This is a genomic window from Acinetobacter lwoffii, from assembly GCF_024129595.1.
Lineage (GTDB): Bacteria > Pseudomonadota > Gammaproteobacteria > Pseudomonadales > Moraxellaceae > Acinetobacter > Acinetobacter lwoffii_O.
In genome coordinates this window covers 1-22,326 of record NZ_JAMXXS010000005.1, presented here as the reverse complement: position 1 = coordinate 22,326, position 22,326 = coordinate 1, and the positions used below count along the sequence as shown (strand labels likewise).

The following is a 22,326-nucleotide window of genomic DNA, read 5'->3' as shown; positions in this document are numbered from 1 at the left end:
TGCCCATTGAATCTTTGGACAGGGGCGCAATGTGGCCACTCCATTTTGGTATAACGCAGCCTTGGCGCTGGTTAAACCCTTATATCAATCGCGTATCCGTAAACGTGCGACCGATCCTGAACAATTACAACAAGAACTGACAGAACGTTTCGGCCCGTTTCAGCCACCCAAAAACCTGCATGCCATCTGGTTTCATGTGGTGTCGGTGGGTGAAACCAATGCGGCTCAACCGTTAATTGAACATTATTTAAAACTTGGCCATCCGGTGTTGGTCACCAATACCACCAAAACCGGTCAGGCACGCGCTAAATCACTTTTTTTAAAAGCGCCTTATCTCGATTTGTTTCAAGCCGTGTATTTGCCTGCTGACCAGAAAACTTTAATTCGTGAATTTTATCAAAAGTATCAGCCGAAACTTTTATTGCTGATGGAAACTGAGCTTTGGCCTAATCTGCTGGATCAGGCACCCCAGTTTAATGTGCCAACTGTATTGTTGAATGCGCGTCTGTCTGAAAAATCTGCCAAAGGTTATACCAAGGTCAAAGGTCTGACTCGCGGCATGCTACAGCAGTTAACCCAGCTTTTGGCACAGGATATTGCCACCCAGCAACGTTATATCCAGTTAGGAATAGCAGCCGAAAAAACCCAGGTTTTGGGCAATATCAAATTTGATATTACTGCGCCCGAGCGCTTTATCCAGCAGGCAGATCAATTGACACAGGAGTGGCAGTTAGGGGGGCGAAAGATCGTCACGTTAGCTAGTACTCATGCTCCTGAAGAAAAAGAAATTCTGAGTGCTTTAAAAGCTGCTTTAGAAGCTGATCCATATTTGGTCTGTATTGTGGTACCGCGCCATCCGGAACGTTTTGATGAGGTGTTCCAGGCTGCACAGTCTTTGGGATTAAAAACTCAGCGTCGTAGTTTAGGGCAACGTATCGAAGCAGATACCCAGGTTTATTTGGCCGATTCGATGGGTGAAATGTGGCTCTGGTATGCTTTGAGCCAGGCCTGTTATGTCGGTGGTTCTTTAAATGAGCCAGGTGGAGGACATAATATTCTGGAGCCGATTGCGCTGAATGTGCCGACTGTTTTAGGCAAAAACTATTTTAATTTTCAGACCATCGTGGATGAGTTTGTTCAATCGGATGCAGTCGCAGTAGTACATAATGCCCAGCAGGCTGCAGAAGTATTACTGGAACTTTTGCAAGATCAGGTTAAGGCGGAAAACTTGAATGCGGCAGCGCAGCAAATTATGCAGTTAAATACAGGATCGCTTGCCAAGCATATTCAGGTGATTGATCAGTATCTTTAATTTACCTTGATAAGTAACAGATATTGGATTTACCAAGACGGCAGGGATGCCGTCGTTAGGCTGATGATACAGGGAAGTATCATCAACCTAACAAAAGCGTTTTGCCTACTTTTACGCTGTAAAAAGTAGGGAGAAGCCTACACGATGATAAGTCACTATAGAGCTTTATTTAAGGCTTGTCCTACAATAACCGAGTTTCGATTTGGCTTAGTATTTCTTTGTATTTCTTTTTCAAAGTGATTACCTTACTTTTGTCGGGCCATGAAGGGCATACCCTGCAAGACAAAAGCCCTTTATTTCACTGATGCTGCATCCCTGCAGCACAGTGAAATTGGCGACATCCCTGTCGCCACCCTCTAGCCAATAGAGGGATATATCATATTTTTTTGGTCTTCTTTTTTATGAACATCATCCTGCTTGATCCACGCCAAACCGAAACTGAACTTTGGTCCATTACCTCAACTCGGCAACTGGAACATTTACAGCAGCATGTGCAGATTCAAGTGGGAGATACTTTAAAAGTCGGAATTCGAGAAAGTCAGCGCTACCTAACTGAAATTATTGAAATCTCTGAAAAAGCTGTGTGGCTAAAACCACTACAAGAAGAAGCTGTTCCAGAAAAATTGCCAGTGACTTTAATTGTTGCTTTGCCACGTCCGAAAGTGCTGCGCCGTCTGATCATGGACAGTGTCACCTTGGGTGTTGAAAAAATCATTTTACTGCATAGCTACCGCGTCGATAAAAGTTATTGGCAAACTCCATTTTTACAGCAGTTAAATCATTATATCGAATTGGGGCTAGAACAGGCAGGGGATACGGTTGCTCCAAAAATCGAGCTGTATAAACGTTTTAAACCCTTTGTTGAAGATATCTTGCCGGGTTTGATTAGTACAGATTGCCCGGCTTATGTGGCACATCCTTATGCAGAGCAGGCGATGCCATTTGCGATTGAGCATCCCTGTACGATTGTTATTGGTCCGGAAGGCGGATTTATTCCATATGAAGTCGATTTACTCATAAAAAACGGCTGTCAGGCTGTGAGTCTGGGCAACCGTATTATTCGTACAGAAACTGTGATTCCCTATGTTTTAGGTCGTCTGTTTAGCGCGGGCTGAGGCATCATCATTGCCTTCGCCGCGGTAGACTTTGACTTCCTGTACCGGATACGGAATCGAAATATTATGCTCGGCAAAAGCCTGAATCACCCGTTCCTGCACCGCACTGATTGAAGTTCCGGTGCCGGTTTCAGTGGTATCGACCCACCAGAAGGCTTTTAGGGTAATAGAAAAGTCAGCCAGCGCCGTGACGTTGACACTAAAGCCAGGCTGGCTCAGGATGGTTGGATCTTTATCTAAAATAGCGGTGATTAGGTCCTTGGCTTTCTGGATGTCATCTTCATAGCCGATACCAACCACGAATTCGCAGCGGCGACGGGTATAGGCAGTATTCACCGTGACCGCACTGGTGTAGACCGTTGCATTCGGAATGACGATACGACGGCCATCCGGTGAGCGTAAAAAGGTCGCACGAATTTGGATATCTTCAACCGTCCCTTCCATGCCATTCACGATAATATCGTCGCCAATCTTGAACGGTTCACTGAGCAGAATTAACACGCCAGAAAGCAGGTTCTGGAAAATATCCTTGAAGGCAAAACCGATCGCGACCGAACCAATCCCGAGGGCACTCATCAGCTGACCTGGGGTAAAGCCAGGAACAGCAATCACCAGTCCAATCAGAATACCAAAGAAAATAATAAAGGTACTGCCGACACGGTTGAGTACCAACACCAGATTCTGACGGGTATAAGAACGGTTTTCCAAAGTTTTACGTACGAAAAACTTGAAGACTTTGGAGAGTAACCAGAAAATCGTAATCACGATCAGTGCGATACAGAAATAAGGCACACGCTCCCAGAAGCCCTCCATGATTTTGTCAATGGTGCTGTAGGCATCATTATACTTGGCGGTATGTTCAATCACGGTCTTGGTCGTTTTTTCAGTTGCCTGATGTAACAACTCCGTGGTGCCCTCAGTTACCTGGCTTAAGGTATTGTTTTGCTCTGCCACAAAAATTCCACAATTCAAATTTTGCCTATTTTGCCTGATGTTCAGCAAAAAATTAATAAGGGCTCGAAGTCACCAGTGGATAATTTTAAAAATAACGGCACTGTTGTTAAAAGTATTTGGTGGTTTTTTGCATCATTTCCGTGGGGGTAGGTGACTGTTCTTCACCGCTCATATAACTGAATAAAGCGATAGATCCCAACAGGCTAAGCAGGGTCAGGATAATCATCAGCCAGGCCAGAATTTTTTCCCAGAGCAAAGTCATCCGTGCCGGACCATACTGATTACTGCCTCGATCGCCCGAACCAAAAACGATATAAAGCCATACAAAAATGTTTACTAGCGGCACTAAAAATAATAGCGCCCACCAGCCACTGCGGTTCATATCATGCAAACGGCGAACAGTCACCACTAAAGCGAAATACACATACACCAGAACCATGACCAGCACACCGATGCTGGCCAAGCCTTGCAGTGAAATCAGCCAGTTGGGATCCATGGAGTGGGTAGAAATATTCACAATATCAATGCTGAGACCCAGTGCGATACTGCCAAATAAAAAGATGAAATACAGAAATGCCGACCAGGCAATAAAGCTCAAGCGTCCGAAGCGGCCTTTCATCGACAAGGGATGATCCGATGCAGGCAGCGCAGGCGGGTTAAAGTAGGGAGATTCAGGCGATTTCATAAAGCGTATCCTGCTAAATCAGATGAAATAACCACAAGCGGTCAATTTTATTTTTAAGGGCTGTGCTACAGATCATACACAGTTGCGCAGAAGATTCTGTACTGTAAGTTGTGGTTTATTTTGATTGAATTTGTATAAATAATCTACGACGAAAGCATGATTGCCGGATTTGAAATAAGCAGGCCATACTGCCATTATGCATAAAAAACAATCAACAACGCAGCATTAACCTCTCGTGATGAGATAGAACAAAATCAAGGAAGTGACCTATGCAAGAGATCTATCCAGTACCCGAAGAATTTAAAAAAACAGCACGTACGCTTGAAGATCAGTACTTCGAACGTTATCAGTATTCTATAGAACAGCCAGATAAATTTTGGGCAGAACAGGCGCAACGTCTGGACTGGATCAAGCCCTTTACCCAAGTCAAAAATACCAGTTTTAATAAAGACGATTTTAAAATCGAATGGTTTGCCGATGGTCAGCTCAATGTCAGTGCCAACTGTCTGGATCGGCACCTGAAAGAACATCCCTATAAACCGGCGATCATCTGGGAAGGGGATCATCCTTCGCGGCACAAGATTATTTCCTTTGCCGAGCTGCATGATGAAACCTGCCGTTTTGCCAATGTGCTGAAGAAAAATGGCATCCAGAAAGGCGACCGGGTCATGCTGTATATGCCGATGGTTTCTGAAGCCGCGATTGCCATGTTGGCCTGTGCCCGGATCGGGGCGGTACATTGCGTGGTGTTTGGCGGTTTCTCGCCAGATTCCTTGGCCAGCCGGATTGAAGACTGTCAGGCGAAAATGGTGATTACAGCCGATTCCGGCATGCGCGGCGGTAAGGCCATTCCGCTGAAAGCCAATGTCGATGAGGCACTAAAACTGGCAGGTACAGACTCGATTCAAAATGTAATGGTGGTACACCGCACCGGTAACCCGATTGAAATGCAGGAAGGGCGTGATCTGTGGTATCACACGGAAATTATGTCAGTGAATGACATCTGCCCACCGGAACCGATGAATGCCGAAGATCCGCTGTTTATCCTGTATACCTCAGGTTCCACCGGCAAGCCCAAGGGCGTGATGCATACCACTGGCGGTTATCTGACTTATGTCAACTGCACCTTCCGTGAAGCGTTTGATATCAAGCAGGATGATGTGTTCTGGTGTACCGCAGATGTCGGCTGGATCACTGGACATTCCTATGTGCTATATGGGCCACTTTCGAATGGGACCACCACTGTGATGTTTGAAGGTGTACCGCAATATCCAAGCTGGGCGCGTACCGGACATATTGTCGATAAGCATAACGTCACCATTCTCTACACTGCACCGACCGCGATCCGCGCCATGATGCGTGAGGGCGATGCTTTTGTGCGGGAAAGTGATCGCAGTAGCCTGAGAATTTTAGGTTCAGTCGGTGAGCCAATTAATCCGGAAGCCTGGAACTGGTACTACACCGTGGTCGGTGAAAGCCGCTGTCCCGTCATCGATACCTGGTGGCAAACCGAAACAGGCGGTTTCATGATTACACCATTGCCGGGTGCGACTGATTTAAAACCGGGTTCTGCGACACGGCCTTTCTTCGGGGTACAACCGGCTATTGTCGATGCCGATGGCAAGGAACTGGAGGGTGAAGCTGAGGGAAATCTGGTGATTAAGGATTCCTGGCCGGGTCAGATGCGTACCATTTGGGGAGACCCGGAGCGTTTTATTGAAGCTTATTTCTCTACCTATCCCGGTACTTATTTTACCGGAGATGGGGCGCGTCGCGATAAAGATGGTTATTACTGGATTACCGGTCGTGTCGATGATGTCCTGAATGTGTCCGGACATCGTCTAGGTACGGCAGAAATTGAAAGTGCACTGGTGGCGCATGAATCGGTGGCTGAGGCCGCTGTAGTGGGTATGCCGCATGACATTAAAGGTCAGGGCATTTGTGCCTTTGTGACTTTGCAGGCTGATGTTGCCAGTTCAGATCAATTACGTGGAGAACTGGTCAGCTGGGTACGCAAGATTCTTGGTCCAGTGGCTACACCAGACGCCTTGCACTGGGCACCGGCCTTGCCAAAAACCCGCTCCGGCAAAATCATGCGGCGGATCCTGCGAAAAATTGCAGCCGATGAGCTGGATAGTCTCGGAGATACTTCAACCCTGGCTGAACCGCAGGTGGTGGATCATTTGATCGCAGAGGTACAGCGTAATAACGCTTAAATTTAAGCTTTTCCAATACCGGCATCCCGCCGGTATTTTTATATCGGGAATAAGCTCTGCATGCTTTCGGATATAGTGACAGGCTGCAATCTGCTAAGCTCAAGCCATGCTGAATATAGGTCCAAAAACAATGAATATACGACAATCATATCTCGATCAGTTGCCCTTAGAGATTGCCCGGGAACTGGCTGAAACTTTCGCCCAGACTGCAGCAGAACGGGATAAACAGGGGGGGAATCCCAAAGCTGAGCGTGACCTGATTCGCCAGAGTGGCTTGCTTGGCCTGTCTATTCCGAAGCAGTATGGCGGTCAGGAAGCAGATTGGCCGACCATTTTTAGCACCATTCAGACCATTGCCCAAGTCGACAGTTCATTGGCCCATGTCTACGGCTTTCACCATTTGCTGATTGCGACCGTTCAATTATTTTCTCAACCTGAACAATATGGTGCGTGGTTTGAACAGACTGCCCAAAATAATCTGTTTTGGGGTAATACTCTAAATCCACTGGATCGTCGTACCACAGCCATAAAAGTTTCAGAAAACGAATATATTTTCCATGGTGATAAAAGCTTCTGCTCGGGTTCGATCGATTCAGATATGTTGTTGTGTTCGGGCTATAACGAAGCCGGAAAATTGCTGATAGGTGTGATTCCGACCCAGCGAGAGGGTGTGAGTTTTCTGGGTGACTGGAACAATATGGGCCAACGCCAGACCGACAGTGGTACCAGCCATTTTGAGCAGGTCAACATTCATGAAGATGAATTGCTGTTAAATCCAGGTCCACTGAGTACGCCGTATTCCAGTCTACGGCCTTTGATTGCCCAGCTGATTTTCGTGCATCTGTTTTTGGGCGTGGCAGAAGGAGCATTTGAAATCGCCAGACAGGGCGTACAGACCCAAAAAGCCTGGTCCAAATCACTGGCAGACGATGCAGTGAATGATCCTTTTACCCAGAAGCATTTTGCCGAGTTTTATGTACAACTGGAAAGTGTACGCTTACTGGCAGATAAAGCGGTTCAGACTTTACAGGCAGCCTGGGAGCTTGGGAATGATTTAAGTGCCGAACAGCGCGGTGAAGTCTCAGTTGCCATTGCCACAGCCAAAATTGCCGCAACCAATATCTCTCTCTATATTACCCAGAATATTTTCCAGGTGATGGGTGCACGGGCCACCACGGCCAAGCTCAATCTTGACCGTTTCTGGCGCAATGTCCGCACCCAGACCTTGCATGACCCGATCGATTATAAATATCAGGAAGTGGGGGAATGGGTGCTGACTGGAAAAGTGCCTGATCCGAGTTTTTATTCCTGATCTAAAAATAAAACAGCCTCTTTATCGGAGGCTGTTTTATTCGGGATGAAAAAGTTTGGTTTTAAATTTGCTTAAACGCTTCAATCGCTCTTACACGAGAGGCTTTTAAATCCACAATCGGTTTTGGATAATCCAGTGCAAGATCCGGATTTTTAGCATAGGGTTCATGAATAGATTTAGCATTCAGATGTGTCAGTTCTGGCACCCATTGACGGATGTAATCCCCATTCGGGTCAAACTTCTGTGACTGGCTGACTGGATTAAAAATCCGGAAATAGGGCACGGCGTCCATGCCGGTCGAAGCACACCATTGCCAGCCGCCATTATTGGCCGCCAGATCACCATCAATCAGCTGTTGCATGAACCAGCTTTCTCCCAAGCGCCAGTCAATCAGCAGGTTTTTACATAGAAACATCGCAGTAATCATGCGCACCCGGTTATGCATCCAGCCAGTGGCCCGCATTTGCCGCATACCGGCATCGACAATCGGAATCCCGGTTTGTCCTTGTTGCCAGGCAGCCAGATCTTCAGGAGCATCGCGCCACTGGATGTTATCGGTATTTTCTTTAAAAGGCTGATGCCTAGATACACGGGGAAAATCAAACAGGGTATGCAGATAAAACTCGCGCCAGAGCAGTTCATCCAGCCAGGTCTGCTGACCGATATCATCAATCTGGAAATATCCGTCCTTAAATAGGGCCTGCATACATTGGCGAATCGAGAGGATCCCCATATTCAGATATGGTGACAAGCGGCTGGTACCATCGACTGCAGGTAAATCACGCTCGGTTTTATAGTGAGCCATTTTATCCAAGATAAAATCATCGAGCAGCTCAAAGGCAGCTTGATCTTTTGTAGACCAGAGCTGGGCAGTATGATCGACAGAATAATCAGCCGCAAATTTTTGCAGATCAAATCTGGTCAGCTGGTCTGGTAATTCAAGCGGATCTTGAGGCTGAATGGCAGGATAGCAGCCCGGTATATTCTGAATCAGTCGCTCATAGCACTTTTTCTTGAATGCGCTATAGACCTGATAGGGTTGATTGGACTGATTGCGGATACTGGTCAGTGGAAACAGGCTGCGATCATGATACAGCTCGACCCGGATCTGCTGCTGTTCCAGCATCTGCTGTACCTGTGCATCACGTTGCAGTTCATTCATGCCCACTTCAATATTGGCATGTAGCGTATCAATCTGCAGTTTTTGGCACAGGCTTAGCATTTCGGCCGGCAGGTCTTGCCATAAGGGAACATTTAAAATGATTAATGGAATATTCAGCTGCGCTAACTGCTGCTTTAAGACGTCGAGGCGGCGCAGATAAAAATCGATTTTAATCCGGGCATCCTGATGCAGCTTCCATTGTTCGGGAGAGAGCACCACCAGTGCTATACAGGTACCTTGCTGGGTGGCATGCCAGAGTGCGGCATGATCATGAATGCGGAGGTCTTGACGAAACCAGATCAGTTGCATTGTTAAAATTCTTGGAAAGTCGTTAGTGCAGAATTTTAAGGAATTGATGGTCTTAAACCTAGCCAGACAACAATTTTATCACATAAAAAATCCCCCAAGCCGAGCCTTGAGGGAGGGAGTGAATCTGCTGAGATTTATTAGAATGATTATACGGGCTCAGCTTCTTCTTGCTGCACAGGCGTTGCCTGTTGTGCTTCAAGCTCACGAACCAAAGGCAGTACCTTCTGGCCAAAATATTCGACTTCTTCAATAAAATGCAAGAAGCCTGACAGAATCAGATCGACGCCAACTTTTTTCAGCTCGATAATCCGTTCAGCAATCTGCTGCGGTGTCCCGATCAGATTGGTGCGGAACCCGTCATTGTATTGCACCAGATCTTCAAAGGTGGATTTGGCCCAGTTACCTTCACCTTCCTGACTTGCTGCGCCGGCTTCACGGGTGGCTTCACCAAAAGACTTCACCGCCTGCACATTGGCCTTGCTAATAATTTCCTGCAATACAGCCTGCGCTTCTTCTTCGCTATCGCGTGCAATCACAAAGGCATTTACACCAATTTTCACCGAGTGGTTGTTAGCCTTGGCTTTTTCACGAATATCATCGATCTGTTTTTTCAGCTCTTCCGGGGTATTGCCATTGGTGAAATACCAGTCAGATACACGAGAAGCCATATCGCGTGCTGCCCGGGAACTGCCGCCCTGAAAGATTTCTATATGAGGCTTCTGCAATGGTTTAGGACTCAGGGTATAGTCTTTGAATTGATAATATTTACCCTCAAAATTAAAGTTATTCTGGGTCCAAACCCCTTTCAGGCTACGGATAAACTCTTCCGAACGGGCATAACGCTCGTCATGTTCCGGCCATTCTTCACCAATGGCATCAAACTCACCGCGGAACCAGCCACTGACCACATTGATCGCAATCCGGCCATTGCTCAGATGGTCAATCGTCGCCAGCTGTTTGGCAGCCAGTGCCGGCTTCCATGGACCCGGCAGAATTGCGGCAATGACTTTCAGGCGTTCAGTTTTGGCCAGAATACCATGACTGAAGCTGACCGATTCATGCTGGTTTTCTGCATTATAGCCGGCAGTAAAACGGATCTGGGTCAGAGCATAATCAAAGCCTGCCTGTTCAGCGGTTTGTGCCAGACGCACGTTATAGTCATAGCTCCAGTCGGTACGCTGCTCGATGTTACTGACCACCAGGCCACCACTGACATTCGGTACCCAATAGGCAAATACGATATTTTTATCATTCGACATATTCATCACCCTCTGCAATGCTGTGTTCAAGCCACTTGAGTCTTTGGTGCTTTCTTGCTATGTAAACGCGATTCTGCGGCATCCAGGCTCGGCACGGCTGCAGAAGGTAATACTTCTTCCTGTTCGATCTGTTTGTTAATGCCCAGGTTTTGACTCGCTTGAATGGTTTTTTCTTTAATGACTTCGGCACGTTGACCTTTGGCTGGTGCCCATTCCAGAATCGGCAATGCACGCGCCACAGTCAGGGTAATCCGGTCGCGGAGCAATTCACTGTGAATGGTATATGCAGGGGTGAAATCGCGGTCGGTGGCATAGACCCCAATCGGTAAAGTCTGTGCCTGGAAGAAACTGAATAAAGGACGCAGTTGATGTTCAAGTACCAGTGCATGACGGTCACTGCCACCGGAAGCCGCCAGTAATACCGGAACATCCACCAGCGCCGTTTGCTCGACAAAGTCAAAGAAATGCTTGAACAGGCCGGTAAATGAAGCGCGGTAGACCGGGGTGCCGACAATCAGCGCATCTGCGGCTTCTACTGCTGCCAGATCATCCTGAACGCGTTGCGGCAACTGATTACGGTAAATTGCACCGCCCAAGAGCGAACCAATTTCGCTAAATTTAATGAAATGCACATTGATTGGTGTCGCTTCACCCAGCTCATCCAGAATGGCCTGAACCAAAGCTTCGGTTTTTGAAGGATGATTTAAACCGCCAGATACGGCAACAATATTTAAGGGTTTTTGCGCATTAAAATTAGACATATTTAGAACCTGAAAAATAGGGGTAATCTCGGAATGTCCCTATTAATCCCGATTCAGCGAAGGCGTGTAAAATAACGAAAAGCTGAAAAGTTATCTGATTTTGCGATATACGACAAAGACCTGATTTTTTAAAATTAATTTAGGGTTAAGTTTATGATATTTATATTTATATTGAATGCAGATAAGCTTTTTCACTGAGGAATAAGTGATATATAAAAAAGTGATGAGAATTAAACAATTATTGCAATAGTGCAAAAATGGGCAATTTTGAAGAAAAACTGCATATTATTTTAAAAATTGTAGTGTCTTGCATATCCTTAACCGGGTTGTGTGGTTAGAATAGGGGTTACCGTGCCAAGATCTCTCTCACGTTGCCTATGAATATTTTAATCGTTGATGATCATCCACTATTTCGTCATGCCTTGATTCAAGCTGTACGTTATAGCCTGCCACAAGCCCAGATTCATGAAACTGCGGCAGTCAATGAATTTTATGAACGTCTAGAAAATGGCCCTGAGCCTGATCTTGTGCTCTTGGATTTAAACCTGCCGGGCGCTTCCGGATTTTCTGCCCTGGTGCATGTCCGCGCACAATATCCGTCTTTACCGATTATTGTCGTGTCTGCGCATGAAGAAGTCAGCATTATCCAGCGTGCGATTGCACATGGTGCGATGGGCTATATTCCTAAATCTGCCCACCCCAGCCATATCGGTGAAGCGATTCGTGAAGTGCTGGAAGGTGAAATCTGGTTACCGCCAAATCTGCCAGCCAATATGAATTTTGATCCGCGTGCTGCCGATGAAACGGCTTTGGCAGAACGGATCCAGTCTTTGACGCCGCAACAATTCCGGGTATTGATGATGGTGGCTGAAGGTTTATTAAACAAGCAGATTGCTTATGAACTGGATGTGTCAGAAGCGACGATTAAAGCGCATGTGACGGCAATCTTCCGTAAACTCGGAGTACAAAACCGGACACAAGCGGTATTGGCCATTAATGCACTGAATATTGAAGACCGCAAAATGTAAGTTCTGCATAGCCGAATTGAAAAAGACCTCCTTGGAGGTCTTTTTTTATGGGTGAAATCTGAAAAATTGAGTGCAAAGGCCTGAGTCAGCTAGGCGATATAATCCTGCTTGCGGGTGAAATCATCACAAAACAATGGATTTAAGGCACATTGCAATTCGTCAATCTGCTCTTCAGTGACATAACCTTTCGATTTCAGATATTCCGCCACGCGATCATCACGCAGACTCAGGAAAGTCGCATCATATACACCCAGATCCACAAACAGTGCCGCAGTTTCCAGACTGTTAAAACGATCCAGATAAACTTCATTGTCATACATCAGGAAGACATGTTCGTCGCGCGTATTCGGATCGACATGTAAACGCTGCGCCAGCTCATGTGGGCAGGTTTTGATAAATAACAGATCAGACAGCTCATCAAATTGGCTGGTGTCCAGACAATCTTCTTCATTTTTGACTTTACCCAGCCAGGCCTTAAAGACCAGTACCGCGCCACCACGCAGCAACATGCTCCAGATCTGATGACGGGTTTTTGCTGGAAGGTCCTCTGTTTCAGCTTCTAAAGACTGAATCAGCTTGTCTTCCTGTTCAGCAATCTTTTCAAATAGTCCCAGACCTTGCGGCTTGTAGGCATAAGGTTCAAAGACATCAAAATGTAATTCATCAAAGACTTGCAGTGCCAGGGGTACTGCACTCTGATACAGCGTTTCCAGTGCCTGATACTGGGCATCATTCAGCTTGCTGTATTTAAAGATCTGTGCCCAGTCAATGCTTGGCAATAAGGCATTGGCGCCATATTGACGGTGAAACTGCTGGGTCTGATTCAGGCCCTGGTTTTGATCTATGTTCATGTGAAGAACTCCGATATGCAGAAATAGATCAGCGACCAAAAAAATTAAGGCTACATGAGATGGAAACTGATCGTTTCTTATTCCTCTATTTTTAGAGCCAAGTACAAGGGATAAAAATACGACTAAAGTTATAGTAGTGGAAAATTACTCTTTAATTTTTATTAAAAACAATAAGATAATTAATTGTAACCAAGTGTACACATGTACATTAATACATTCGTCAGTTTTTGCCATAGTGAATTAAAAAATGAGCATTTTGGTCAATTTATTCAGCTGTATTTTCGGCATATTTGCTGCTTTTAGCACATTAGAATAAATTTTATGCAAGCTAGGTAAGTTTATGTGGCAGTTGAGTATAAAAAATGCCCATTTCAGGGTGTGAAATGGGCATTGATCAGATCGTTATCTACTTAGGAGTCGGAAATTTTCAGTCCAGATAACCATGAACGTAATGATGCCGGTTTCAGTGGTTTTTTCAGCAGAACTATGTTCAACTCTTTCAGACGTTGCGGCAATTCCGGATCGGAGTCGGCGGTAATCAAGGCGACCGGAATATCCTTCGAACGATGTTCCAGAATGAAATCCAGACCGATCTTGTCCTGATTCAGATGTTGATCCACCAGCCAGACCTGAATATTTTCCTGCTGAATCAGCATGGCTGCTTGTTCAGGTTCAGTGGCTTTAAACACCTGATAACCCCATTTGGTCAATAAGGTCGACATGCCTTCCAGAATGGTTTCATCATTATCCAGACATAGAATCTTAAAGGCTTTGCTCTTTAAAGGTACGGCCTGAACCGGTACTGCGACCACTTTCGGTGCTTCGATCACAGGCACTTCAATCATAAAGCAGGAACCTTTACCCAGCGCAGAAGACACATGTACCGGATAGTCCAGCATGCTGGTCATGCGTTGTACGATCGCCAAACCTAGGCCCAGACCCTGTTCACCCCAAGGCGAGGTGTGGCCGCAACGTTCAAATTCCTGAAACAGTTTGATGCGCTGTTCTTCGGCAATGCCCGGGCCAGTATCCCAGACGCCAATACGGATATGATTCGGTCTGCTGCTCGAACGTAATACACCGACCACCACTTTACCTCTGGCAGTATAACGCAACGCATTGCTGACAAAGTTCTGGATAATGCGGCGAATCCATTGTGGATCGGTATCAATCCAGAACTGTGCATCATGCACACTGAACTTGATGCCACGTTGTGCAGCGATTGATTTGAACTGGAGTTCCAAATCGCTGAGCAGGTCATGCAGCGGATAAGCCTGACGTTTCGGCTGAATGGTCCCGCCTTCCAGTCGGGCAATATCCAGCAGGGCAGACAGCATGCTTTCTGCGCCATGCAAGGCACGATCCAGTTGCTGCAAGGTCTTACGATCTTCGTCATTTTGCACACTTTGTTCGAGTGCGGTACTGAACAAACGTGCGGCATGCATCGGCTGCAACAGGTCATGACTGGCAGCGGCAATGAAGCGGCTTTTTGACATATTGGCTTTATCTGCCTGTTCCCGTGCCAGTTGCTGCTCGGACAAGGCATCGGCTAGCTGCTGGGTACGGTCCTGAACCCGGGCTTCAAGTACGGCTTCATTTTCACGGAAAGCGGTAATGTCTGCGAAGGTCGTGACGAAACCGCCGCCTTCGATCGGATTACCGCGCATCTGAATGACGCGACCATCTTTACGAATCCGTTCAAATTCATGGGCACTGCCGACCTGCATCCAGTGAATCCGTTTCCGTACATGTTCTTCGACTGAACCTGGTCCACACTCACCACGTTCAGCGTTATAACGGATCAGATCTGCGATTGGACAGCCGACATAGACAATATCGGTCGGATAATCGAACAGTTTCAGATACTGATTGTTCCAGGCCACCAGACACATGTTTTCATCGACTACGCTGACCCCTTGGGTCATGTGATCAATCATGGTCATGATCAGGTTCTGGTTAAAACGTTGCCATTGTGAGGCCTGATCGAGAATATTAGCGACCTGACCCAGGGCCAGGCCATTATTGACCATGGCCGTGGTCAACAGGGTACGTGCCGAAGCTGCCCCGATGGTGCCGGCCAGATACTGTTCGGTAAAACGCCACCACATGCCATTGGCGCTGCTATTTTCATTCAGTTCTACACTGTTTTGGATACAAAATTGCTGAAAAGCGCGTGTGGTCGGCCCTTCACCGGTAATGCGTTTAGCTAGGGTAATCAGATCACCGACTTTTAAACGGGCGACATCCTGATGCGAATAGCTGACCTCGGTAGAAGGACTCTGCGAGGGTAGTGGCTTGGTTTCATAATAGAAGAAACTTTCGGCCTGAATCTGTTCGGCAATACTCGGACGGAAAATACGGGAAATCCAGATATACAGCAGGGTATTTAAGCCCAGTGCCCAGACTACTCCATGCGTCAGCGGATCAAAAGACTCAAAACCGATCAGGGCTTCCGGTCTTAACCAGTTCCAGCCAAAAGGACCTTGATTCAGCAGGCTTTGACTAAAGCTGCTATAGGCTTCGGGCAGGCTGCGCAAAATGGTCGGAAACAGCAGGGTATAAGCCCACAAGGCAAAACCGGTCAACAATCCGGCATATACACCCTGTTTACTGCCGCCACGCCAGTACAGGCCGCCGATCAGGGCAGGGGCGAATTGTGCCACCGCACTAAACGCCAACAGGCCAAAAACTGACAGCTGGTCAATATCATTAAAGAAGTTGAAGAACAGGAAGCCCATCAACATCACACCCAGGATACAGACCCGGCGGGTAAATTTCAGCACCAACGGCAAGCGTTTGTCATGCCGGGAAATCAGCTTTAAACGCCACAACGCCGGCATGATCAGGTCATTGCTGAGCATGATTGACAGTGCCACGGAAGATACCAGTAGCATCCCGGTAGAGGCAGAGAAACCACCCAGAAATGCCAATAAGGTTAACCAGTCCTGGTTATAGCTGAGTGGCAAAGAAAGTACCGCCACATCCGGAATCGCCAAATATTGCGGTGCCGCATGCAATGCCCAGCTGGCAATGGGAATAATCGCCAGGGTGGTCAGAATCAAGTAAACTGCGAACCAGCGCCGTGCACCGCGGATATGTTTTTCATCGCGCAGCTCAACCACCGCCACATGGAACTGGCGCGGCAGGCAAATAATCGCCAGTGCCGCCAGAAGGGTCTGAATCCAGAAACTTTGTGGCACGCCAAACAGTTGTACATCATGAAAAGTGGTACTGATATCGGTACTGATCTGTGCCAGATTCTCTGGTGCTTCAAACATAAAGAAACAGGCAACTGCCAGCAGGGCGAAGAGTTTGACAAAAGACTCAAATGCCACGGCCAGCATCAGGCCGCCATGCTGTTCGGTATTGGCAATCTGCCGGGTACCAAACATCATCGCCAGTATTGCCAGAACCCCAGTCAGAAATAGCACGCCATTGGTGGTGCCGGTTACACCTGCGGAAGGTTCTAGAATGACGGCGGCACTTAAGGCAATGGCACGTAACTGCAAGGCCAGATAGGGCACAATCGCCACTACCGCCAGAATGGTTACCAGCGAGGCGAGGGGACCACTTTTACCATAGCGTGCTGCGACAAAGTCAGCGATCGAAGAAATGGCATGATGCTGCCGCACCCGTCCCAGACGGCGCCAGATGTCATAGCCGACGGCAACGAAGAGCAGGGGACCCAGATAGATCGGCAGGAAAATAATCCCTTCACGTACCGCAGCACCCGTGGCGCCATAAAAGGTCCAGGAGGAGCAGTACACTCCTAAAGTTAAACTAAACAATAGCATGCGCCCACGGGTACTCAGCCGGCTGGCATGTTTTTCCCCGTAGAAAGCGCAGATAAAGAGTAATGCGATATAGAGGGCGAGTACCCCTATGATGAGCCAACTGTTCATATAGCCTGATGTGTACTGAGCATGCCGCTATGATAACGCATCGTGAACGCTACAGTTTAAATTGATCATTTTTTAACGACCAAAGTCTAAATTACAAACACCTACGATTATTGTTAATTTGCAACAGTGATAATTCGAATTAAAAAATAGGCAGCCCAAGGTTGGGCTACAGGAGAGTAATTATGGATGAGGTACAAGTAGATCGAATTCTACAAAATCCAAAATTCAAGGAAATGGTCCGCAAGAAAAGTACGCTCAGCTGGACGTTGACCGGCATTATGCTATTTGTCTATGTGGGTTTCATGTTGCTGGTTGGTTACAACAAAGAATTTCTACTGTCTTCAATTTCAGGTGGTGTGACCACGTGGGGTATTCCACTTGGTCTAGGTATCATTGTCCTGTCGTTTATCTTGTGTGGTGTGTATTCCTACATTGCCAATAACAAACTTGATCAATTGACTGAAGAAGCAATCCGTGAAGTCGAAGCGATTGCGCATGAAAAAGGACACCACTAAGATGAAATGGAATTCTCTTATTGCCCTGGCGACCACGATAGTGGCTTCAGGCGTTGCATTCGCTGGTCCCGATCTGGGTGCAGCAGAACAGCAGGCGACCAACTGGCACGCGATTATCATGTTTGTGATTTTCGTAGGTGCTACGCTGTTTATTACCAAATGGGCAGCAAAACAAACCACCAATACTAAAGACTTCTATACTGCCGGTGGCGGTATTTCCGGTTTCCAGAATGGCCTGGCGATTGCCGGTGACTATATGTCAGCTGCATCGTTCCTGGGTATTTCCGCGATGGTATTCCTGTCCGGTTTTGATGGCTTGCTGTATTCACTGGGTTTCATGGTGGGCTGGCCGATTGTATTGTTCCTGGTGGCAGAACGTCTGCGTAACCTGGGTAAATACAACCTGTCAGACGTAGTGTCTTTCCGCTTGCAGGAAAAACCGGTACGTACCTTGGCTGCTTTAAGTTCACTGGTTGTGGTCGCGTTCTATCTGATTGCACAGATGGTGGGTGCAGGTCAGCTGATCAAACTTCTATTCGGTCTGAACTATAACATTGCAGTCGTGATCGTTGGTTTGTTGATGATGGCCTACGTGATGTTCGGCGGTATGTTGGCAACCACTTGGGTACAGATCATCAAGGCGGTGATGTTGCTGTCTGGTGCAACCTTTATGGCATTCATGGTTATGAAAGGTGTGGGCTTCAGCTTTACCAACATGTTTGAACAGGCGATTGGTGTCTACTCAAAAGTACATGATTTGAGCCTGACAGATGCGACCAAAATCATGGGTCCGGGTAGTCTGGCATCTAATCCGATTGATGCGATTTCTTTAGGTCTGGCATTGATGTTTGGTACCGCAGGTCTACCACATATCCTGATGCGTTTCTTCACGGTAAAAGATGCCAAAGAAGCGCGTAAATCAGTCGTAGTTGCTACAGGTTTTATTGGTTATTTCTACCTATTAACCTTCATCATTGGTTTTGGTGCGATTCTATATGTATCGAACAACCCGCAATTCCTTGATGTTGCGAAAATGGCTGTGACTGGCAAGCTGGAGCTGGTGGGTGGTAATAACATGGCGGCGGTGCACCTGTCTGATGCAGTGGGCGGCGACCTGTTCATGGGCTTTATTTCTGCAGTTGCATTTGCCACGATTCTTGCAGTGGTTGCAGGTTTGACCCTGTCAGGTGCTTCAGCAATTTCGCATGACTTGTATGCCAACGTGTTGAAGAAAGGCCAAACCACGCCTGAATCGGAACTACGTATGTCTAAGATTGCGACTTTAGGTCTTGCGATCTTCGCGATGATTCTCGGGATTCTGTTCGAGAAACAAAACGTAGCCTTCATGGTCGGTCTGGCATTCTCTGTTGCGGCATGTGCCAACTTCCCGGTACTGGTATTGTCTATGTTCTGGAAAGGCTTGACGACACGTGGTGCAGTGATTGGTGGTGTTGCAGGTCTGGTAACCGCAGTAACCTTGATTGTGCTGTCTAAAGCAGTATGGGTCGATACTTTGGGTATTTCTGATACGCCAGTGAACCCGTTCAATGGTCCTGCAATCTTCGCGATGCCATTGTCATTCTTGTGCTGCTGGTTGTTCTCTGTGACGGATAATTCGGCACAGGCTCAGGCAGAACGCAAAGCCTTTGATGCGCAGTTTGTACGCTCACAAACCGGTATTGGTATCTCAGGCGCATCGGATCACTAAGATCTGCGCTACGCTAAAAAAGCCCCGTCAGGGGCTTTTTTTATGGAGATATCATCAAGTTTTTTCTTTAGGATAAATGCCGTATTGCATTGAGCTGGCTGGATTTGTGCAGTGTTATTTCAGTAATTTTCATACAAATCGTATATCTGCAAGTGGCTTTGAGGATGCTATGTTAAAAGCTGTTAACAATAACAATGTATTCCCTACATGAAGATAGTAACAAGAAGAGCAACAAGAAGGGCATTATGAAGCAATCTCTGCAGCAGTTCTGGAACAGCTTTACCCATTTGCCTTCGGCATGGCTGTTGTGCCTGCAATTGCTGATCTTGCTCTTGTCGGTATTGAGTTATGAAAGCGTGTCTTATCGGGCGGGAACTTGGGTACTCGGTGTTCTGGTTTTACTGGTGATTGCCAGAGTCATTCGCCAGACTCCGATGTTTACCATTTTAGGACTCAGCTTTGTCGCCGGCGCAATTCTCTTTTCCTCCCTGATTGTGCTGGGACTGCGTTATACCTGGATCCATGTCACCGCCCACCTGTTTGAAGCTGGTGCTTATTTTAGTGCAGCCTATGGCCTACTGCGTTATATGTTCCATGACCGCTATCTTACCAAAGATGAACTCTTTGCCGCTGGAGCGGTATTTACCTTACTGGCCTGGGGCTTTGCTTTTCTTTATAGTGTCTGCCAGTTATGGGTGCCTTACAGCTTTTCAGATCCTGACTTGCAAGCCCATCAGCCTTGGTTGGATTTGATCTTTCTCAGCTTTAGTGTCCAGTCCGCCACGGGCTTGTCGGATGTGATGCCGGTCAGTCCGCTGGCACGGATGCTGGCAATTATCCAGATGTTTGTCGGGGTGATGTATTTGGCCCTGATTGTTTCTCGCCTGATTGCTTTACATTATATTTCCCATCTGCCTAAACAAAATAGTGCAGAAAATCAACATAGAAGTCCGGATGAGTAAGAGACAACCCTTGGAATGATCGGGTTACAGTAACTTCACTGCTTTATTCGTCTTTACATTTTAAAATGTTGAAAATCAAACGTATCTATTACAGCAGTAAATTCTGCGAGATCGTTTGTACTTGTCAATAATGATGTAAGCCTCACGGCAATTCAATTTATTAAAAATGGGGGATGTATGCCTTCCACAAAACCATCTTGGTTTGCCAATATCAATCCAAATGTTTTTATTAGTACCGTCACGATTATTGCGATTTTCTTAGCTTTAGTCGTCTTTGCACCAGATGCTTTTTCACTGCTGACCCAGCAAATAAACCAGTGGATTACCAATTCCTTTAGCTGGTTCTATGTATTGTCAGTGGCATTATTTCTGATCATTCTGATTTATATTGCCCTGTCAGACATGGGTAAAATCAAACTGGGGCCTGATCATAGTCAACCGAAATATAGCAGTGCCTCCTGGTTTGCGATGTTATTCACCGCAGGGATGGGGATTGGACTGATGTTCTTTGGTGTGGCCGAACCGGTGATGCATTATGTTACGCCACCTGCCGGTGAACCGGAAACTGTGCTGGCTGCACAGCAATCTATGCGGGTGACCTTTTTCCACTGGGGTTTACATGCCTGGGCAATTTATACGCTTGTTGGCCTGTCGCTGGCTTATTTCGCTTATCGGCATCAATTACCTTTAAAAATCCGTTCGGCCTTGTATCCGCTGATCGGTCAAAAGATCTATGGCCCAATTGGAGATGGCGTGGATACCTTTGCCACCATTGGTACGGTATTTGGTGTCGCCACCACACTGGGTTTCGGGGTCACACAGATCAATTCAGGTTTGAATTACCTGTTTGGTGTGGAACAGGCCCCTAGCACTCAGGTGATCCTGATCATTGTCGTGAGTGCCATGGCAGCGACTTCCGTATTTTTTGGATTAGATAAAGGAATTAAACGTTTATCTGAACTAAATTTGGTGCTTGCACTGCTGTTGCTGATCTTTGTCTTTGTGGCAGGTCCGAGTATTTATCTGTTACAGACGACTATTCAGAATGCCGGCCAGTATGTCTCTAATCTGTTTAGCATGACCTTTAATCTGTATGCCTATCAGCCAAGTGGCTGGATTGGTGGCTGGACCATCATGTACTGGGCCTGGTGGATTTCCTGGTCGCCATTTGTCGGGATGTTCATTGCCCGGGTCTCGGAAGGGCGCAGTATTCGTGAATTTATCGTGGGTGTATTGCTGATTCCGACCGGATTTACCCTGATCTGGATGGGTTTTATGGGCAATGCCGCGCTGTATAGCATTATGCATGAAGCCAATACCAGCTTGCTAGAAGCAGTTCAGCGTGATTCATCTGTGGCTCTATTCGAATTTTTAGCTAATCTGCCTTTTAGCTCAGTAACCAGTATCATTGCGACTTTACTAGTGATGCTGTTCTTTGTGACTTCTGCCGATTCAGGGGCATTGGTGACTGATTATCTGACAGCAAAAAGTGAAAATTCACCGACCTGGCAGCGTCTATTCTGGACCGTGCTCATGGCTTTGTTAGCCATCATCCTCTTGCTGGCGGGTGGCTTAGAAGCCTTGCAATCGGCCACGATCATGAGCGCCTTGCCATTTACCTTCATTATGCTGCTGATGTGCTGGGGATTAATCAAAGCCTTACATCTGGATGTTACCAAAATGCATGCGCTGCAAGCCGCACGGATTACCCCGCGTGCGATCCAGAATCCGCGCAGCTGGCAACAGCGATTAGGCCTGATTATGCATTATCCGCACACTCAGGAAGAGGTGCAGCAGTATATTCACAATACAGTGAATAAGGCATTTCTCAGCTTTCAAAGTGAATTGAAACGGCGCCGATTACACGTGGTGATTAGCCCGCTAGAAGACGGTATACAGCTCCGTGTTGATCATCAGGATGAAATTAATTTTATCTATCAGGTCAATGCCACCCAGACTTTAAGTCCAAGCTTTATGTCTGAACTGGAGAATGCGAGCGTAGATTCCTATCAGGCAGAAGTCTTTTTAAGAGAAGGTGGGCAGGGTTATGATGTGATGGAGTGGACGCAAGAAGATCTATTGCAGGACATCATTGACCAATATGAACGTCATTTGCACTTCTTAAGTCTGGTACGTACACCTGAGTAAACGAAGTCATAGAACAATAAAAAAGGACGCAATATGCACTGCTGTCCCATAGTTTGCTTTAAATAAAAAAACCTGAGTCCTAACAGTTAAAATATGAGTGCAAACAAACACTTTAACGACCAGGATT

At 46.8% G+C, this 22,326-nt stretch carries 16 protein-coding genes; 9 read left to right on the top strand and 7 right to left on the bottom strand.

Annotated elements, in window-relative coordinates; all coding sequences use genetic code 11:
- Positions 1-31: 31 nt before the first annotated feature.
- The gene (locus NI466_RS04250; RefSeq protein ID WP_004729182.1) at positions 32-1,312 is read left to right on the top strand and encodes a 3-deoxy-D-manno-octulosonic acid transferase; all 1,281 of its coding nucleotides are present in this window, start codon (positions 32-34) and stop codon (positions 1,310-1,312) included.
- 401 nt (positions 1,313-1,713) lie between these two features.
- Positions 1,714-2,427 carry a 16S rRNA (uracil(1498)-N(3))-methyltransferase gene (locus NI466_RS04245; RefSeq protein ID WP_004729185.1) on the top strand — a complete coding sequence of 238 codons (714 nt, stop codon included), beginning with the start codon at positions 1,714-1,716 and terminating at the stop codon, positions 2,425-2,427.
- On the opposite strand, the gene NI466_RS04240 is transcribed toward NI466_RS04245, so the two are convergent.
- Both NI466_RS04240 and NI466_RS04235 read right to left on the bottom strand, forming a co-directional pair.
- Positions 2,401-3,381: a mechanosensitive ion channel family protein gene (locus NI466_RS04240; protein ID WP_004729187.1), complete on the bottom strand. Its 981-nt coding sequence runs from the start codon at positions 3,379-3,381 to the stop codon at positions 2,401-2,403. The genes NI466_RS04245 and NI466_RS04240 overlap by 27 nt on opposite strands.
- Positions 3,382-3,487: 106 nt before the next feature.
- The gene (locus NI466_RS04235) at positions 3,488-4,066 is read right to left on the bottom strand and encodes a DUF805 domain-containing protein (RefSeq protein ID WP_148335094.1); all 579 of its coding nucleotides are present in this window, start codon (positions 4,064-4,066) and stop codon (positions 3,488-3,490) included.
- Between the two features lie 269 nt (positions 4,067-4,335).
- Here NI466_RS04235 and acs point away from each other — a divergent pair, with 269 nt between their 5' ends.
- On the top strand, positions 4,336-6,282 hold the full coding sequence (acs, locus tag NI466_RS04230) for an acetate--CoA ligase (protein ID WP_004281359.1): 1,947 nt from the start codon (positions 4,336-4,338) through the stop codon (positions 6,280-6,282).
- A gap of 130 nt (positions 6,283-6,412) precedes the next feature.
- Positions 6,413-7,594 carry an acyl-CoA dehydrogenase family protein gene (locus NI466_RS04225; RefSeq protein WP_148335096.1) on the top strand — a complete coding sequence of 394 codons (1,182 nt, stop codon included), beginning with the start codon at positions 6,413-6,415 and terminating at the stop codon, positions 7,592-7,594.
- Between the two features lie 61 nt (positions 7,595-7,655).
- Here the strand turns inward: NI466_RS04225 and NI466_RS04220 are convergent, their stop codons facing one another.
- From NI466_RS04220 to msuE, 3 genes are all read right to left on the bottom strand, one after another.
- Complete coding sequence (locus tag NI466_RS04220; RefSeq protein WP_253172851.1) at positions 7,656-9,065, bottom strand: cryptochrome/photolyase family protein; 1,410 nt, start codon at positions 9,063-9,065, stop codon at positions 7,656-7,658.
- Between the two features lie 146 nt (positions 9,066-9,211).
- Positions 9,212-10,324: a dimethylsulfone monooxygenase SfnG gene (sfnG, locus tag NI466_RS04215; protein WP_253146679.1), complete on the bottom strand. Its 1,113-nt coding sequence runs from the start codon at positions 10,322-10,324 to the stop codon at positions 9,212-9,214.
- A gap of 26 nt (positions 10,325-10,350) precedes the next feature.
- On the bottom strand, positions 10,351-11,085 hold the full coding sequence (gene msuE, locus NI466_RS04210; protein WP_253172849.1) for an FMN reductase: 735 nt from the start codon (positions 11,083-11,085) through the stop codon (positions 10,351-10,353).
- A 377-nt stretch (positions 11,086-11,462) separates the two neighbouring features.
- On the opposite strand from msuE, the gene NI466_RS04205 reads away from it, so the two are divergent.
- Positions 11,463-12,113, top strand: coding sequence for a response regulator (locus NI466_RS04205; protein ID WP_004281370.1), 651 nt, complete (start codon positions 11,463-11,465; stop codon positions 12,111-12,113).
- 89 nt (positions 12,114-12,202) lie between these two features.
- On the opposite strand, the gene NI466_RS04200 is transcribed toward NI466_RS04205, so the two are convergent.
- Both NI466_RS04200 and NI466_RS04195 read right to left on the bottom strand, forming a co-directional pair.
- Entirely contained in the window at positions 12,203-12,964 is a 762-nt protein-coding gene (locus NI466_RS04200) for a hypothetical protein (protein ID WP_004281371.1), read from the bottom strand.
- A gap of 410 nt (positions 12,965-13,374) precedes the next feature.
- Positions 13,375-16,866, bottom strand: a complete 3,492-nt coding sequence (locus NI466_RS04195; protein WP_253172847.1) for a hybrid sensor histidine kinase/response regulator — start codon at positions 16,864-16,866, stop codon at positions 13,375-13,377.
- A gap of 182 nt (positions 16,867-17,048) precedes the next feature.
- On the opposite strand from NI466_RS04195, the gene NI466_RS04190 reads away from it, so the two are divergent.
- The 4 genes from NI466_RS04190 (at position 17,049) to NI466_RS04175 (ending at position 22,199) form a co-directional block, all read left to right on the top strand.
- Positions 17,049-17,381 (top strand): DUF485 domain-containing protein, encoded by a 333-nt coding sequence (locus NI466_RS04190; protein WP_086044221.1) that lies wholly within the window; start codon positions 17,049-17,051, stop codon positions 17,379-17,381.
- A 1-nt stretch (position 17,382) separates the two neighbouring features.
- Entirely contained in the window at positions 17,383-19,089 is a 1,707-nt protein-coding gene (locus tag NI466_RS04185; RefSeq protein WP_004729195.1) for a cation acetate symporter, read from the top strand.
- 245 nt (positions 19,090-19,334) lie between these two features.
- Positions 19,335-20,051 carry an ion channel gene (locus tag NI466_RS04180; RefSeq protein ID WP_253147818.1) on the top strand — a complete coding sequence of 239 codons (717 nt, stop codon included), beginning with the start codon at positions 19,335-19,337 and terminating at the stop codon, positions 20,049-20,051.
- A gap of 177 nt (positions 20,052-20,228) precedes the next feature.
- Positions 20,229-22,199, top strand: a complete 1,971-nt coding sequence (locus NI466_RS04175) for a glycine betaine transporter (RefSeq protein WP_253172845.1) — start codon at positions 20,229-20,231, stop codon at positions 22,197-22,199.
- The last annotated feature ends 127 nt before the right edge of the window (positions 22,200-22,326 follow it).